The sequence below is a fragment of the Segniliparus rugosus ATCC BAA-974 genome, assembly GCF_000185725.2.
Classification (GTDB): Bacteria; Actinomycetota; Actinomycetes; order Mycobacteriales; family Mycobacteriaceae; genus Segniliparus; species Segniliparus rugosus.
This window is the reverse complement of sequence record NZ_KI391954.1, coordinates 54,441-70,418: the sequence shown is the minus strand read 5'-3', so window position 1 is coordinate 70,418 and position 15,978 is coordinate 54,441. Positions and strand designations below refer to the sequence as shown.

Below are 15,978 nucleotides of genomic sequence, written 5' to 3'. Positions count from 1 at the left end.
TCGAAGACTCCGAAACACCCCTTCCGGGCCGGAAGAAACGAATTCGCCGCCCCCGCCGCTATCCTGCTAACATGAATCGGCCAATTCGGGCCGGTCAATAAACCGATCCGCCGGCCCCGTAGCTCAGTGGATAGAGCAAGGGTTTCCTAAACCCTGTGTCGGAGGTTCGATTCCTCTCGGGGTCACACAACACCTGCTATCACCGCTCGCCCTGGTATTTTGAGCCCATGACGACATTCGCCGACCAGCGTGTGGACGACTTGGCCGATTTCTATCGCGACCTGCATCGACATCCGGAGCTGTCGTTCCAAGAGCATCGCACTGCGGGGCGGATCCTTGATGCGATCAGCGGGCTCGGCCTCGATGTTCACCCAGGAATCGGGGGCACTGGGATCGCTGCGGTGTTGCGCAACGGCGACGGCCCGGTGGTGCTGTTGCGCGCGGATATGGACGCGCTGCCGGTGCAGGAGAAGACCGGGCTCGATTACGCCAGTGTGGACGTCGGGACCGATCCGGACGGGCATACGGTCCCGGTCATGCACGCGTGCGGACATGATATGCATGTCACTTGCCTGGTCGGAGCGTTGAGGATCTTGGCGGGCGCCCGCTCGGAGTGGTCTGGCACCGTGGTCGCGGTGTTCCAGCCCGCGGAGGAACGCGGGTCCGGCGCGAAAGCCATGGTGGAGGACGGGCTCTTCGAGAAGGTACCTGTCCCTCAGGTCGTGCTCGGGCAGCATGTGGGGCCGCTTCTCGCTGGTCAGATCGCCTACCGTCCGGGTGTGGCGCTCGCGGGCGCGGATGTGGTCACGATGCGACTGTTCGGCAGGGGCGGGCACGGGTCTCGACCCGAGACTACGGTCGACCCGGTGGTTCTTGCCTCGTCGGTGGTGCTAAAACTCCAGACGATTGTCTCGCGCGAGCTTTCGGCGCTGACCCCTGCCGTGGTCACTGTCGGCTATCTGCGCGCGGGGACCAAGCACAACATCATTCCCGACGAGGCCGAGCTCGGCCTGTCGATTCGATCCTTCTCCCCGGAGGTCCGAGACCAGATCCTTGCGGCGGTCGAGCGGATCGCGCGGGGCGAGGCGCTGGCCGCGGGCTGCGGGAAAGATCCGGAGATCGTCCGCCACGAGGGTTTCGATCCGTTGCAGAACGACCCTGTGGCGACCGGGCGGGTCGCCGAGGCCTTTTTGGAGCGGTTCGGCCGCGAGCGCGTCTTCGAGCTGTCGGAGCCGATCACGGGCAGCGAGGATGTCGGGGTTTTCGGGGCCGCGGTCGGCGCTCCCACTGTGTTTTGGTTCTGGGGCGGCTTCTCGCAGGCGCGGTTCGACGCCGACCGGGGCCAGGTGCCGTCGAACCACGCCTCGGATTTCGCGCCGGAGATCGAGCCGACGCTCTCCACTGGCGTTGAGGCGCTCGTCGTCGCCGCCCGGGCCTGGCTGGGCCGTCCTGCGTCAGTCTGAGCCGACCCTGACTGCCAGCCAGTCGACCAGCGGTCGCATGGAGTCCCAGTCCGAACGGACTCGGCTCGCCGCCTCGGGCTGGTCGAGCCACTCGGGGAAGCCGTGTTCGTGCCAAGCCACGAGGCTCTTGTGGCGCAGGAGCTCCAGGCGCGGGTGATCGGCGGGGTATCCTTTCGGCTTTGTCTTTAGCTGCTCCCCTCGCACGTCGAGGCCGGCTTCGCGCAGCGCGGCGAGCAGGCCCTCCAGCTCGCGGCCCTTCGCGTCGTCGGCGACCGCCGCGCGCAGCCTCGCGAGTTGCGGCGGGCTCGGCGCGTATATGCCTGCGGCGGTCTTGAGCCCGCTCCAGTCGATCTGCACGTACCAGCCGATCCCAGGAGCCGCTGGGATCCAGGCTCCTTGCCGGTCTTTGTACGGCGATTTGTCTTTGCTGAACCGGACGTCGCGGTGGGGCCGGAACAACGCGCCCTCGCCGAAATCGGGCTCAAGAGCCTTGACTAACGCCCCGATCGGTTCGCGCACGGAGGTCGCGTAACGCGATTTGTTGGCCTCCCACCAGGCCTTCTCATTGTTCAAAACGAGCTCGCGGTAAAAGGCGACCGCGTCCTCGGGCACTCCTGTGAACTCGCTCATCGCACGCCTCCTCAGCAGGAGGATACGCTCCACGCCAGGCCGGAGAAAGACTCTGCGGAGAAGAGGAAGAAAACGGGCACGGCTCCGCAGGCGATCTGGATGGGCCAGCCCGAGCCGTGCGGCTATCCCGCCGCCGGAAAAGCACCTCGCGCTCGTCCTTCCGGAAGCACAAGCCCGTACAGGCGCGCAATGCTCCGATCGCCCAGTCGAAGGCGGAAGCATCCTCCGCGCCCTGGTCTCGCCCTACTCGGCGTGGAAACCTCATGTGGCGCTGGGCTTGGCGAAAATCGCGGGCGCGCCGCGCCTTGTGCCATCTTGCCGAGAACATCGGCCACGGGCGCAGGGCGCAGGCACACCGTCGGGTGAAACGAGCAGGCCTCCGCGTTGGCTGGCGAATGGCGCCAGGGTTGCCCGTGGTCAGGCCCGAGCGGCCCCCTCTGGGAGCGCCTGCGGCGGGATCCGAGTGCGCAGGTGCTGTTCGAGCTCCGCTAGGTCGAGCTGCAGCACATGGCTGAACGGGATGGCCGCCGCAAGCCCGAGCATCGCCCTCGGCTGGGGATCGTCCTCGAGGAACAAGCGGACCAGGCGCGAGTTCTCCGGGTCCACCGCCTCGGCTCGGACCCCGCCCTGCCATCCGACTTCGTAGAACACAGCGGACAGCGGCCGCAGGCCGTACTCCCGGCGCACCATGTCGCCGATCCGCCAGACGAAGAATTTCTCCAAATCGTAGAAGTCGCTGATCTCCGCCCACGGGCTGCGAGCGCCCCGGTCCTGCACGTCGATCCGATAACCGTTCGGGGTCTGGGCGAGGATGAAGACGATCTGCGGCGTGAAGAGGCCGAACTCGCCGGTCGGCGACATTCTGGGGCCGATCGGCATCGTGGGGGGCGGCACGGGCCTGCCGGTTTGGGCGATGGCTTCCGCGCGGGCGCGGCGAGCCTCGCCCGCGACCTGCTCCCAGTAATCCCACGACGCGACGATCCGCCGCAACGGCTCGGGAAAGAAATTAGGATTGGTCATTTCCAGCTCCCCGGCTCCAAAACCCCCATGAGCACAAGGCTCTCCACGCACGGCAGCTCTCCGGGCGGCGCGACGATCAAGTACTGGACTCCGCCTCCGGGCTGGCCGAACCACGGCACGGCCCGAGATTCCTCAAGGCCCCATCCCGGCAAGAACGGCTCGCCGGTCGCCGTGTACGTCTGATATGGCTCGACCAAGCTTTCCGGCGGCAAAGAGCGCGAGGCGAACGACACCCCTTTCGGGTACAGCCACCTCCCCGTCTCCGGGCCGAAATGGTCGAACTCCTCCCCTGCTGGGATGCTGTTCAATTGCGCCACCGGCTCTGTCATGCCGTCGCCTTCCTTTGAACGAACTTCACGGACACCCATAGAGACTTCCGGGCTCCCTGGCCCATCTCTGACGGGAAGCATAGTCCTGCGCCGTCTGCGCCTGCGTGCCGGGGACTGCCGCCTGACCGCGATCCTCCTGGGATACCCCGCGCGCTTGCCTTGCCTCTCCCGTTATTCGCGGGCAGTCGGGGGAAGCGCGCCTGCGAACCGCTTGGCCCGTCGGTTGCGACGGCGGGCGCAGCACGGCCTGAAGATCCGCCGCGAACCGGTCAGCGCCGACAAGTTCCGCGAATCGTTGGCGCACCGTCGCTGGCTCGATTCCGGCCTGCGTGGCTTGCTCCGCGCGGCGCGGATCTCGGACATCCATGCGCGGGCGCGCGAGCACGAGCGTTCCTCGCGGAAGGGCGGACAAGGTTTGAATCTCCGTGTGCAGGACGCTGCGAACCTCGCGAACCCGGCTGCGCGAAGCGCTCGCCACCCGGCCCGGCCCTGCTCCCCCGCCTGCCAGGGTCAGCTGAACAACAACGACCCGACCGCGATCCCGGTCGCCGCGATGGGGAGCCCGAGCGCGACGTTGAGCAGGAGATTGCCGAGCGCGGCTCTCGGTTTGCCTTGCTCCCAGAGCCGCGCCGTGTCGTAGCTGAATGTGCTGTACGTGGTGAGCGACCCGCAGAAACCGATCCCGAAGGTGGCTCCAACCGCCTGCGCCGTCGTCGCGCCCGCGAGCACGCCGAGCAAAAACGCGCCGCCGAGGTTGCACGCCACGATCCCCCATGGCACGCCGGTCGGCCATTTGCTCCGGCAACTGCGGTCGACAAGATAACGGACGAGCGCTCCGAGCACGCCTCCCACAAACACCTCGGCCAAGGTCATCGGGATCCTCCGCCCGCCATTCGCAAGACACGGCGCGCGATCCACACCCCCGTAGCTGTCGCCGCCAAAGCGCAGACCACTGTGGCCAAGCCATACCCGACCGCTTGCAACGCGTGTCCTGTTTGCGCGAGACGCGCTGTCTCCACAGTGTAGGTGGAGAACGTGGTGTAGCCGCCGAGGAAGCCGGTCCCGAAGAAGAGCCTCGGCCGAGCCGCTTTGGGCCAGCGCTCGAGAATCGCCGAGAGCAGCACGCCGATGCAAAAACATCCGCTCGTGTTGATCACGAACGTGGCGGCGGGGAAACCTCCTGGAACGCTCGGCCATAGCTGGCCGAGCGCGTAGCGCGCCGCTGAGCCGATTCCGCCGCCCAAGCCGACAAGGAAAAGCTCAATCATAGACTGCCTAGTTCCGGGCCAGCAGCTACTTCCCCTTCACGATGTGGCAGACGAGCCATGCCAGAAGCACGAGCAAGGTCGAGACGACGTACGCGCCGATGGAGAACCAACCCCAGAACCTCGCCTTGTTCGAGGCTTCCTGCGCCCCCTGCGCGTCGCCCTGCGCCCAGAGCGGGAAGACGTTCAGCGCGTTCGTGAACGCGACGAACGCGAACGGGAAGAAGAACACGACTGCCGCGACCGCCCAACCGACGTTGGACGGTGGCGGACCGACCTGGCGAGGCGGCGGAGGCGGACCCGGCTGGACGTACGCGATGTGCTGTTCGGTGGCTTGGGTCATCCGTGTTTCCGTTCAGGGTTCGGCGGCCCGCGCTGCGGCAGGCCGAAGTTTCGCGAATTCCGCCCATACTCTACCCGTGCGCTGGTGGCGCGGGCTTAGAGCGGCGGCATATATGCGATCTGGATCAGCTGGTTGCCGCCCGCACGGGTGATGTACGTGCCTCGGCCGGGCGGCATGGCCGACATTTTGACGCCGCCGATGACCGGGCCCTCGTCTTTGCTGCCGCTCATGAGCAACGCGTCGGTGGTCAAATCCTTGAGCCTGCCCAAAACCGGATCGTAAATGGCCCGGCCGACACCGCCGGAGCGGCGTGTGACGATGAGGTGCAGACCGACGTCCTTGCCTTGGCCGAGGTAGTCCACCAGGGGAAGCAACGGGTTCGGGTTCGTGGCCACCAAGTCGTAGTCGTCGACGATGACGTAGTACTCCGCGCCGGACCACCACGAGCGGTCTCGCAGCTGCTGCTGCGTGACGTTGACGCTCGGGAGACGCTCTTTCAGCTTGCCCGCCATCGCGCCCATGACCGCTTTGGTCTGGTCGATGCTCGAACAGTACGTGATGAGGAAGTCGTCCGGCACGGCGCCGAGCATGGTGCGCCGGTAGTCGATCAGCAGGATCTTCGATTGCTCCGGCGTGCTGTTCTCCATGATGCTGGCGACGATGTTGCGCAGCAGCGTCGTCTTCCCGCATTCGGGGTCGGAGAAGGCCATGAAGTGCTGCTGGCTGTTGAAGTCGACGAACACCGGGGCCAGCTCGCTCTCGTTGATGCCGATGAGCGCCTTCGTCGGCGTGCGGTCCTCGGCCGAAAGCAGCCCGAGGAGGCTGTTGCGGTGCATCTGCTCGGGCAGCATGCGCACCTCGGGCGCGAAGGCCCCCGGCTTGCTCACCGCTTTGATCTCTTCCACGGAAGACCGCACGGCTTCGGAGATGTTGTCGTCCGTCGTCTGCGAGTCCATCCGGGGAAGCCCGATGAGCATATGCAGTTGCTCGACGTTGATGCCTCGGCCGGGCTTGTTCTTCGGCACCACCTTCGCGACCTGCTTGCCCATCTCGGACTCCATCGGGTCGCCGAGCCGGAGCTCGACTCGGGTGCCGATGGCGTCTTTGATCGCGGACCGGATGTCCGCCCAGCGGTTGGTCGCGAGCACGAGGTGCACGCCGTAGGAAAGGCCCTGCGTCGCCAACGATTGGATCTTCGGCTGCAACGTCTCGTCCTCGTCCTTCGCCGCGGCCCAACCGTCGATGATCAGGAACACGTCGCCGAACTTGTCGTCGGCGAGCGGGTCGGGCGTGCCGGGAGGCGCGGCCAGCGCGGCGGTCTTGCGGCGGCGGAACTCGCGCATGGAGTCGATGCCGAGCGCGCGGAACCGCTCTTCCCTATTGCGGATCAACGTCAGCATTTCGGCGATGGTGCGGCGCACCCGATCCGGCTCCAGACGAGTCGCGACCGAGCCGACGTGCGGCAAGTTCGCGAGGCCGGAGAGCTTGCCGCCGCCGAAGTCGAGGCAGTAGAACTGCACCTGTTCCGGGGTGTGCAGCACCGAGGCGGCCATGATCATCGTCTGCAACGCGTTGGACTTGCCGCTCTGCGGGCCGCCGATGATCGCGACGTTCCCGGCGGCGCCCGACACGTCGATGTAGAGGTTGTCGCGGCGCTGGTCGTACGGACGGTCGACGGTCCCGATGGGGATGATCAAGTTGCCGTACCGCTTGCTGTCGTCGCGCCAGTCGAAATCCGGCGGGAGGAGCATGTCCACCGTCGGCGAGTCGGTGAGCGGCGGCAGCCACACCTCATGCGCGAGGCTGCCATGGCCTTGCAACCGGGCCACGCACATCTCCAACAGGGTGATCCGCTTGCCGTCTTTCATCAGATGGGAATCGTCGACCAATTCCTCCTCGGGCTCTTCCAGCTCGAGGATCTCCGGCTCCGGAGGCAGTTCGATAGGAACCTCCGCCGAGGTGAACATCTTCGGACGGACGTCGCCGTACACGCTCTTCGCGACCTCGGCAGTTTTCGGGCCGCCTCGTTTCGGCACGTACGGCCCGGAGACGTAGGAGGCGTTGAACCGCCTCGGCTCGTCGGAGTCGCACTTGAGGAAGCCGGAGCCTGGGATCGCGGGGAGGTGGTATGCGTCGGGCACGCCCAACACGGTCCGGGATTCCGCAGCCGAGAAGGTCTTCAGGCCGACCCGGTAGGACAAGTGGCTGTCGAGGCCTTTGAGCTTGCCTTCCTCCAGCCTCTGGCTGGCGAGGAGGAGATGCACGCGCAAGCTTCGGCCGAGACGGCCGACCATCACGAACAAATCCGCGAAGTCTGGCCGCTGGCTCAAAAGCTCGGAGAACTCGTCCACCACGATGAACAACGCGGGGAAGGGGTCGAGCGGGAGCCCGGTCTGCGCGTTCGTCGCCCCGTTCATACGGGCGGCCTCGTAGAACGCGACGTTCACGAAGTTGCCGGAGGAGCGCAACAGCTCCTGCCTCCGGTTCATCTCGCCCTTGATGGCGTCGCCCATGCGGTCCACCAAGTCGCCTTCTTCTTCAAGGTTGGTGATGACCGCCGCGACCTGCGGGGCCCCGTCGAGGCCGAGGAAGGTCGCGCCACCTTTGAAGTCCACCAGGACCAGGTTCAAAGCGTCCGCGGAGTGCGTGATGATCATGGAGAGCACGAGCGTGCGGAGGAACTCCGACTTTCCCGAACCGGTGGCCCCGATGCACAGCCCATGCGGCCCCATGCCGAACTCGGCCGCCTCCTTGATGTCGATCTCCAAGGGCGAGCCGTCCGCTGCCAAGCCGATGGGGACGCGAAGGCGCTCGCGCGAAGAACGGGGCCGCCACGTGACGTTCGGGTCGAGGCTCCCCGCGTCATGGATGCCGAGCAACGGCATCAGCCCGGGGTCCGAGACGGTGGTGGTCTCTTGCTCCAAACTCAGCATCTGGGCCGCCGTCGCGGTGCGGTAGCGCGACATGCGACGGGCGAACACCTCCGCTTCGGCGATCGACGCGTTGTCCACTTTCGCGAACTCTTCGAGCCCGTTCGCGGCCTGTGCGCCGACAGCGCCCTTCTCGACCGCGAGCTGCAGGCCCCGGCGCGAGAGGCTGTTGCTGCCAGGGCAGATGTCGACCACGGTCACAGAGTCCAACCCCGCGTCGGAGACGCATTTCTCATCGCCGGAGACGTAACCGTCGTCCAAGATCAGGAGGATCTGCTGACGGCCCGCCATCACAGGCGCGCTGCGGGCGAACCTGCCGCGCTCGCTCAGGTCCGGCATCGAGGTCTCGAAGTCGTGCAGCGAGTCGTAAATCATCCGAGCCGAGCCGAGCCCGTCCCGCGCGGTGGGGTGCTGGCAGTGCGGCAGCCATTTCGCCCACGACCACGCCTCGCCCTCCACGTCCGAAGTGATGATCGCGACCAACACATGGTCAGGACCGTGGAAGGTGCAAATCTGCATGATCAACGACCGGATCAACGACCGGACCTCGCTGCGGTCGCCGTCGAAGCCGATACACGGGAAGCCGCGCAACGACACGGCGGTCGGCATGTCGTGCACGACGGAGTGCGTGCGCACGAAACGGCGCAAAGCAACCGAAGTCACCGGTTCGAGGTCTTCCAGGGGCGCGGTCTGCGGGGCCATCAACCGAGAGGCCAGCCGCTGACTGCCGAGCCCGAGGCGCACATGGCAGAAATCGGCGTCGTTGGTCCGGCGCTCCCACATGCGTCGCGTGCCGATCAATGTGACGAGCCGCGAAGGGTCAGGCTGCGACCACGTCGTGGACTTGCGTTGCGCCATCGCGGTGTCGTGCACCTCGTCGCGGGTTTGGACGAGGTAACGCAAATAGTCTTTGCGCTCCTCGTTGAGCTCCGCCGCCTTCGAAGCCTTGCCGCCGCCGTGCGCCGTCATGCCCGCCATCGACATGAGCATCATCAGCGGGAAGATGAACATCTGCGGGGACAGCTGCCTGCGGCCCGTCGCGACCATCATGGACATCATGCCCACCATCGCGACGACCATGACCACGGGCATCAGCTTCTGCATCAACCCGCCGGGGATGCTCCGAGTGACCTCGGGCGGCGGTTGGAGGTTGATCTCTCCGCCTGGCATGCGAGGCTGCGCGATCCGCGCTTTGCGGATAAACCCCTCAGTGGTCATTCGTTACTTCCTCGCTTCTCACATTCGCCGCCTCTAAGATTTCGTGCCGCAGGACGCGCCCCGACCGCGCGCCGCTATCCGCCTTGTTTGCCGCTCTGCTGCGGCACATACAACGGCGCGGGGTTGTTGGCCGGCACAGCCGAGTCCAGCTCCACCAGCGCGTCGGCGCGGGACAATGTCGGACCCTGCGGCAGTTTCCCGAGGATGCTCCACGGCACAGGCAGCCCCACCGAGCCGTCCCCCGCGCTGGACGCGGGAAGGCCTAATGCGGACGCGTCGGAGAGGCTCTGGATGCCGAAACGCACCCCCGTGTCCGCGACGTAGAAGATGCTCCCGTGCTTCTCGTTGTTCGGCGCGATCCCGATGCCCTGGGCGAAAAAGCCAGTTCCCGGCTGGACGTACACCTTGTCGATCCCGTTGTTATGGTGCACGCCTTGCGCGTCGACCGTCTCGCCGCCGTCCGCGGAAGCCAGCTCGACCGGATCTCCGTTCGCCGGAATCGGCTCCTTGCTGCCCATGAACAGGCGCGCCTTGCTCTGCGCCTCGCCCCTCGACTTCGACCAGTTGTAGCAAATCACCGGAGAAGCCTTCGGATCGAGGATCTTCGGCGGCACCGGCGGGTACCAGTCGACGTCCAGCTCGTGCGCGATCTGGAGGCGGTTGAGCTCGCTGGGCTGCAACACCTTGATGTCCGTGCCGATCTGGTCGCTGGAGTTGCGGATGAGATCGGCCATCGCCCGCGTGATCGGCTGGTAGCCAGTGGACTCGATGACGTAGAACTGGTCCTCGTTGCTGGTCGTGCTCCGGGATTTGACCACGGTGCCCACCAGGATGTTGCTCACGCCGAGCGCCTGGGGCGGAGGGTCGCCCCGGTGCGGGATCTCGGGCGGGACGATCGGTTTGAGCTCCTCGAGCGAGTTGAACAGACCGTCGCTGATCTGCCTCGGGAAATGCTGCTGCTTGGTGATGTCCTGCTTGCGGTATTCCGTGAGCTGGTAGGCGGACATCACCGCGTTGTTCGCGGCAGCTTGCTCGCGGCTGCGCTGCTCGTCGCCAAGGTTCGGCTGCGGGTCGAGGTTGATCTCGGCTCGTTTGCCGTCCCCGTAGACCAAATAGTTCTTGCCGTTGTACGCGACAAGGAACGCGGAGTCGGGCGGCAGCACGGCCCCTCGCGCCTGGCCCTCGACGATGGAGAGTTCGATGCTCCCCTCCGGGTACTCCGGAACCTTGGTGGATCTCGGCGGGTTTTCCTGCTGCGTCCTCGATCCGATGCCGACCATCGTCGTGTCGCAGATCGACCACTCCGACTTCGTGGTCGAGGTGCCCCCCATGATCGAGTCCGGAGCCCCCACGATGCCGACCAGCGGGCCGCGCGAGTACTTGCCCAGCTCGGTCTCCTTCACCGACACCGGAGCCACTTTCTTGCCCGTGATCAGCCAGGCCGAGACCGCGTTGAGCACGGGGTGCAGCTTGCCGTTCACCATGACGTACCGGGCGCCGGAATCGCGCCCGGAAATGAACGTGTCCTGCTCTTGCTTGATCAGACGGTTCGGGCTGAAATACGCCCAAATGCCGCATCCGGCGAGGACGAGAACGCCAAGGACCATGCCGACCATCAAGGAGCGGTATTGCGAGCGCATCGGGTCGTGCAGCATTCGAATGTCCCGACGGACAATGGCGTGTTCCATACGGCTGAGCAAAAAGCGATAACCATTGACCTGGCTCCGAGTGGTGAGATTCCGAGCATAGCTGCGGATTCCGCCCGATTCCTCTTTGTCAGACAATCGTCCGGCCTTCTTTCTTCCCTGGTCCTCGCTGGTGCTCGCCCCGCAGGCCCTCTTCAACCAGGTCTATGCCCATACCGGCCGCATGACCCCACTGCCCGTCACAGCTCGCGCTGCGCGTAGGTCTATCGTACCCAATCCTCTCTGCCGGTCAAGTGGGGATCAGATGTCTTCACCAGCCTAAAAACAAGTGTGCCCCGTCCCGCAGACGCGGGACGGGGCACACTGCGTAAGTGCAGGCGATTACGGCTGGAACTTGTTGCCGATCGCGGCCTCAGCATGCTGCATGGCCTCGCCAGCCTGGCCGACCTTGGCGCTGAGGTCGTGCAGCGTGCCTTTGAGGTCGTCAGCCTCGTGGCCCCACTTCGTCTGAAGCGTGTGCCAAGTCGCCTGGGCCTCGCCTTCCCAGCCGGAGGCCAGCTTCTGAACCTCGGTGTCGATCTCGCCGAGCAGGCCCTCGATCTGGCTCGAAACGGTCTGGATCTGCTGAGCAAGCTCCTGGATATGACCGAAGTCGTATGCGATGTCTCCCATAGTATTACTTTCCCAATCTACTTAAGGTTGCGTTGATGAATGTCTTGAAAGTTGAAAAGCGACCGCGAAGATCCGAGATCACCAGTGCAGGTCGAGAGCAGCGGCCTGCTCTTCCTCAACGCGCTCGTAGTCGACGCCGGAGCTCTGCAGGTTCTCCTGGATGTCGTTCAGGATCTGGGCAATCGCCGCGCTGGCCTCGTGCCACTTGTTCGCGGAGGTCGCGAACGAACCCGCAGCCGCGCCGCGCCACTGCCCCTGCGCGTCGTCCACGAGGCCCTGAAGCTGAGCGTTCAGCGCGTTGTACTGCTGGTGGTGCTCCTCGAACGACGAGGCGGCCTGGCTCAGGATTGTCGCGTCCTGCAGATTAACTGCTGCCATTTCTGTTTCCTCCAATAATTCGGAAATAAGGTCGGGATGCCCTAGCCGGGTTTAGCTTCGAGCCTGACCGTCTGTGTTGTTTTTCTTGCGTGCTGTCGTTATGAACATTCCCGTCCACTGGTACCCCCGACGCAAGATCGGGACACATTCACGTACCGTTTTATTTACCCTTTCGTGCCGATCTTATTCGGCACATCCGTTCAAGAAATTCTAGCAAACCGCCTTCCTTTCGTCAACGGAAATCTTTCATTAGAAATCGCTCCGATTAGGCCCTTGCCCGCTCGGAGGCGCCGATCACCGGAGGGGTGACGACACGTCCATCCGCGAATTGCTCAGGAATTTGATATTGACGATTCTGCTCTTCTTCTTGTTCTTCCTGAGTTTGCTTTTTCTGCGCGGCTTGAGCGATGCCTTGCACGCCGCTTCCCATGCCAGAACCACCGCCGCTGAGACTGCTGCCCGCTGCCGCTTGGGCGGCAGTTGCTGCTCCGCGCATCGCCCCGGCGTCCAGCTTCATACCGGTCATGCCGGGCACGCCGAGCCCGAGCGAAGGAGCGGAACCGCCCCAGCCCGAAGGCACCCTAATGCCGCCCGCGCCCGATCCGGCGCCCATCGGCGAGGTCATCGCTCCGCCGAAACCGGCGGAGTAACCGCTGGCGTACTGGCCGGTGAGCGCCGGGTTGGCAAAGGACGACTGCGCGCCGTGCTGACCCATTTGGCCCGCCATCTGCATGATCTGCTGCCCGATCTGCTGGCCTTGTTGCACACCCTGCTGGATGGCCTGCTGGCCCTGCTGCATGACCTGCTGGCCCGTCTGCTGCCCCATGTTGAGCATCTGGCTGACGCCCTGCATGATTTGGGAGCCGATTTGCTGGCCCTGCTGCATGACCTGCTGGCCCATTTGGGAAACGTCTTGGCTTTTTGTCTCGCCTTTTTTCTCTTGCTCGCGCGCCTCCATCTCGTGGATTTGCGCGTTCAAGCCCATATGCTCGTTGCCCTGCGCGATGTTGAACATGCCCATGGCGTCGGCCATGTACGGCGTGATCATCCGCTCCGGGGCGAGCGCGAGATTCTTCGCGACCTGGGCGGTCGCCTCCGCGAGGATCATGTCCACCTCCGCAGCCGAGGCGACGCCCGCGGCGGCGCGGGCCATCGTCTCGGCCATGGAGGCCGCGAACATCGTCTCGCTCTGGAACCCGACCGAAGTGATCAACGGAGACGGAGTGAACTCGAACTCCTGCGAGGTGCCCTGCGTCGCGGCGTCGTACGCCGAAAAACCGGATATCGTCTGGAACGTGCACCGCTCCATCTCTTCCTCGCACGCTGCGACGTAACCGGAGAGCATGCCCCAAGCCGCCGCGTTCGCGGCGTACGAGGAAAGGAGCGTCTGCCGCGTGGTGATGATTTCCTCGAGCTGAGGGATATCGCCGTCGCCGGTCTCGTAATTCATGCCCTGCGCGGCGCACATCGTGCTGTTTCCGACGCACTCCATGCCCGCCGTCGCCATCCACAGCGCGTACGGCATGGACTTCGTGACAGCAGCCATCGAGGCCGTGCCCTGCCATGCCGCTTCGAGGAAAGAAAGGACGGAAACGAATTCCGCGCTCATCTCTTCGAGCTCTTGGCCCATTTCCAGCCAGGCCATGCTCGCCGCCATCATCGGCATGCTTTTCACATAGCTGCCGTCGAACAAAGCCCGCAGCCATTCCGGCAACGCGCCGGTCGCGTCCATGAGCATTTACGTCACCTCCTCGCTTTCCGATACCCGAATTCCACCATTGCGCTTAGACGCCGAAGGTCGCCGCGTTGCCAGCGTCCTGCGCGGTGTACTGCATGGCGTGCTCGTTCAGGGCGATGATCAGTCGCTGCAGCTCCAAGATGGACTGCTCGGCCATCATGAGGAAGTTGTCCGAGTTGAACATGTGCTGGGCGGAGGCGAAGATAGAGACATCCTCGAAACCTGCGGGAGCGATGTCCTGCAGCGGCCCCGACGCGGCGGCGACCATAGCCTGGAGCTTCATGCTGAGGCCCTCAAGGGTGGCGGCTGCGGCGGTAATCGCCTCGGGTTCGACGTTCACGAACATAAGTTAGGTGCCTTTCCAATGGTTGCGGCGGTCCGCGCCTGGTTTGGCGCAAAAAGCCTGTTGTTGCCTAGCGCTTTCGCGGTGACACCATTGTCGCTCGCTCTGTGTCCAACTGTCAGCACAGGTCTCGTTCGAGCGATCTCTCGCCCTCACTCGACCAGGTCTCGTTGCTCACGAGCGTCTTTATGCTGATCGCCGCTCCGATCGGCCTTCGGCCTCGCTTCCTGGCGTTCTGCTTACTTAGACGCACCCACTGCCTCGTAGGTTCCCTATCGCTCAAAAAATTTTGAACTTTTTCGAGCCCCTCGGTTCGCTCGCCCTTCCCTGGCTTGAACTGGGAATACTCACTGAAGAGCACCCCCATGAACTGTACAGTTGTTCTCGAGCCGAAGCGAACCCCGGCCACAGAGATGATCTTACCATTTTTGGTCAGCCGTGCACGGATTCGCCTTCGCCCTCGTGCGGAGCGCCGAGCACCGACGGGGCGACCTGCGGGATGTCCCCGAGCTGGCTCTGGCCCAGGACCGAGCCCTTGAGGTAGTCCGGAACTTTGGAGCCGCTCTTGCTCTCGCCCGCGCCGTGATGCTGGGGCATCATACCCATGCCGCCACCGCCGCCCATGCCCGCAGGCCGAGTGCTGAGCGAAGAGCTGCCAGCGCTCGACGCTCCGCCGCCGATGCCGCCAGGGCCGCCGCCAGAACTGGAGCCGCCCCCCATATTGGCGCTCCCGCCGGCGGCGGAGAGCGCGCGCTCGTGGCCTCCGCCGCCACCGCCGCCGATGCCGCCAAGCCCACCGCCGCCGAGCCCGCCGATATTCGCGGTCGAGTCGATGGTGCCGTCCAGCTTGCCGCCGTCCTTGAGGCTGTCATCCAGCCCCTCCGCGGCGGGATTGCCCGCGCCGCCTTTGCCCGCCGCCTGCATCAGCCCCTGCATCGCCTGCATACCGCCCTGCATCATCTGCTGCGGCATCTGCATCAGCCCTTGGAGCATCTGCGGAGCCTGCTGCAGCATCTGCATCGGCATCTGCATCATGCTCTGCAACGGCCCCATGAGCTTGCTGATGTCCGGCGGCTGCTTCGGCATAGCCTTCTCCGAAGCTTTCCCCGCGAGCTCGGACATCTCACCGGCGTGTTGCGTTGCGTTTGCGACAGCCTTGCCTGTCGCTCCGTTGACCTTCGCCACACCAGCGCTGATCTGGGCTGGGTTCATGCTTTGCGTGCCTTGCTGGGCTTGCTGGTTTCCCTCCTGGCCCTCCTGCATAGCGTCTTCCTGCTTCTTGGCCGCCTGCTCGCCCTTCTCTCCAGCCTCTTTCGCGGTGCTGAGCAGCTCCCCCATGTCCTGACTGTTCGATTCAGCGGTGTCGCCCATTTGCCCCATATGCCCCATGGCGGAGTCGGAAGCGGAGCCTTGCCAGCCGCCGCTGCCGCCGCCCCCCTGGGTCTGCCCCATGAGCGATTGCATCTGCTGCGGCATCTGCTGCATCATCTGCTGCAGCGGCTGCATCATCTGCTGCGGCATCTGCATCATCTGCTGCGGAGCTTGGCCGAAGAGCTGTCCGAGCTGCATGAGCGGCTGCAAGAGGCCCATCGGGTCGAAGTTCGACGCCGGGGGAGCTCCGACCGCGTTGTTGATGTCTGAGACCGGGGCGTCGGCGTCCTTCTTGTCGTCCTTGCCGTCGCCCAGTTCCAGCGAGTCGTCTTTCTTGTCCTTCTTATGGTCGTCGTCATGCAGGCCGCTCATGACGTCCCCGACCTTCTCAGCCGGCTCGGGAGCCTTTGCCCCAAGGTCTCCGGTCGCCCCGAGGTCCACCGAATTCGAGGCGGCCTCGGTGCTCTGCTGATCCGCTCCGATCACATCCGGGATGGCGGCAGACGTAGGGGCGGGGGACGCATTCGCGCCCGTGTCGTCCCAGAGGTTGTAGTCCTCGCCTCCGAGCAGGTCGTCTGGCCCGGAGCCAATGACCCCACCGTCGAAGAAAGGAGAGTTCGCGTTCGCCATCG

General features: G+C 65.0%; 14 protein-coding genes and 1 tRNA gene. 2 read left to right on the top strand and 13 right to left on the bottom strand.

The window, feature by feature from the left end; genetic code table 11:
- Positions 1 to 112 precede the first annotated feature (112 nt).
- Positions 113 to 185: transfer RNA gene (locus HMPREF9336_RS10255), tRNA-Arg, on the top strand.
- A gap of 42 nt (positions 186 to 227) precedes the next feature.
- A complete protein-coding gene (locus HMPREF9336_RS10250) occupies positions 228 to 1,463 on the top strand; it encodes an amidohydrolase (protein ID WP_007466717.1) in 1,236 nt (411 codons plus the stop codon).
- On the opposite strand, the gene HMPREF9336_RS10245 is transcribed toward HMPREF9336_RS10250, so the two are convergent.
- The 13 genes from HMPREF9336_RS10245 to HMPREF9336_RS10185 all read right to left on the bottom strand — a co-directional run bounded on the left by HMPREF9336_RS10245 (position 1,455) and on the right by HMPREF9336_RS10185 (position 15,976).
- Positions 1,455 to 2,093, bottom strand: coding sequence for a DUF2461 domain-containing protein (locus HMPREF9336_RS10245; RefSeq protein ID WP_007466715.1), 639 nt, complete (start codon positions 2,091 to 2,093; stop codon positions 1,455 to 1,457). The genes HMPREF9336_RS10250 and HMPREF9336_RS10245 overlap by 9 nt on opposite strands.
- Before the next feature lie 417 nt (positions 2,094 to 2,510).
- Positions 2,511 to 3,113 carry a hypothetical protein gene (locus tag HMPREF9336_RS10240; RefSeq protein ID WP_007466713.1) on the bottom strand — a complete coding sequence of 201 codons (603 nt, stop codon included), beginning with the start codon at positions 3,111 to 3,113 and terminating at the stop codon, positions 2,511 to 2,513.
- Positions 3,110 to 3,442 carry a TNT domain-containing protein gene (locus tag HMPREF9336_RS10235; protein WP_021030474.1) on the bottom strand — a complete coding sequence of 111 codons (333 nt, stop codon included), beginning with the start codon at positions 3,440 to 3,442 and terminating at the stop codon, positions 3,110 to 3,112. Before HMPREF9336_RS10235 ends, HMPREF9336_RS10240 begins: the two co-directional genes overlap by 4 nt.
- 510 nt (positions 3,443 to 3,952) lie before the next feature.
- Positions 3,953 to 4,315 (bottom strand): fluoride efflux transporter FluC, encoded by a 363-nt coding sequence (locus HMPREF9336_RS10230; protein ID WP_007466708.1) that lies wholly within the window; start codon positions 4,313 to 4,315, stop codon positions 3,953 to 3,955.
- On the bottom strand, positions 4,312 to 4,710 hold the full coding sequence (gene crcB, locus HMPREF9336_RS10225; protein WP_007466706.1) for a fluoride efflux transporter CrcB: 399 nt from the start codon (positions 4,708 to 4,710) through the stop codon (positions 4,312 to 4,314). The genes HMPREF9336_RS10230 and crcB overlap by 4 nt, the downstream gene beginning before the upstream one ends.
- A 25-nt stretch (positions 4,711 to 4,735) precedes the next feature.
- Positions 4,736 to 5,050, bottom strand: coding sequence for a CD225/dispanin family protein (locus HMPREF9336_RS10220; RefSeq protein WP_007466701.1), 315 nt, complete (start codon positions 5,048 to 5,050; stop codon positions 4,736 to 4,738).
- A gap of 95 nt (positions 5,051 to 5,145) precedes the next feature.
- Entirely contained in the window at positions 5,146 to 9,198 is a 4,053-nt protein-coding gene (locus tag HMPREF9336_RS10215; protein WP_007466695.1) for a type VII secretion protein EccC, read from the bottom strand.
- Between the two features lie 74 nt (positions 9,199 to 9,272).
- Positions 9,273 to 10,982, bottom strand: coding sequence for a type VII secretion protein EccB (eccB, locus tag HMPREF9336_RS10210; RefSeq protein ID WP_021030473.1), 1,710 nt, complete (start codon positions 10,980 to 10,982; stop codon positions 9,273 to 9,275).
- A 243-nt stretch (positions 10,983 to 11,225) separates the two neighbouring features.
- The gene (locus HMPREF9336_RS10205; RefSeq protein WP_007466691.1) at positions 11,226 to 11,516 is read right to left on the bottom strand and encodes a WXG100 family type VII secretion target; all 291 of its coding nucleotides are present in this window, start codon (positions 11,514 to 11,516) and stop codon (positions 11,226 to 11,228) included.
- A gap of 78 nt (positions 11,517 to 11,594) precedes the next feature.
- On the bottom strand, positions 11,595 to 11,894 hold the full coding sequence (locus HMPREF9336_RS10200) for a WXG100 family type VII secretion target (protein WP_007466677.1): 300 nt from the start codon (positions 11,892 to 11,894) through the stop codon (positions 11,595 to 11,597).
- Between the two features lie 265 nt (positions 11,895 to 12,159).
- Positions 12,160 to 13,632, bottom strand: a complete 1,473-nt coding sequence (locus HMPREF9336_RS10195; RefSeq protein WP_007466675.1) for a PPE domain-containing protein — start codon at positions 13,630 to 13,632, stop codon at positions 12,160 to 12,162.
- A gap of 46 nt (positions 13,633 to 13,678) precedes the next feature.
- Positions 13,679 to 13,978 (bottom strand): PE family protein, encoded by a 300-nt coding sequence (locus tag HMPREF9336_RS10190; RefSeq protein WP_007466672.1) that lies wholly within the window; start codon positions 13,976 to 13,978, stop codon positions 13,679 to 13,681.
- Positions 13,979 to 14,407: 429 nt separating this feature from the next.
- Positions 14,408 to 15,976: a hypothetical protein gene (locus HMPREF9336_RS10185; RefSeq protein WP_007466670.1), complete on the bottom strand. Its 1,569-nt coding sequence runs from the start codon at positions 15,974 to 15,976 to the stop codon at positions 14,408 to 14,410.
- Positions 15,977 to 15,978 lie beyond the last annotated feature (2 nt).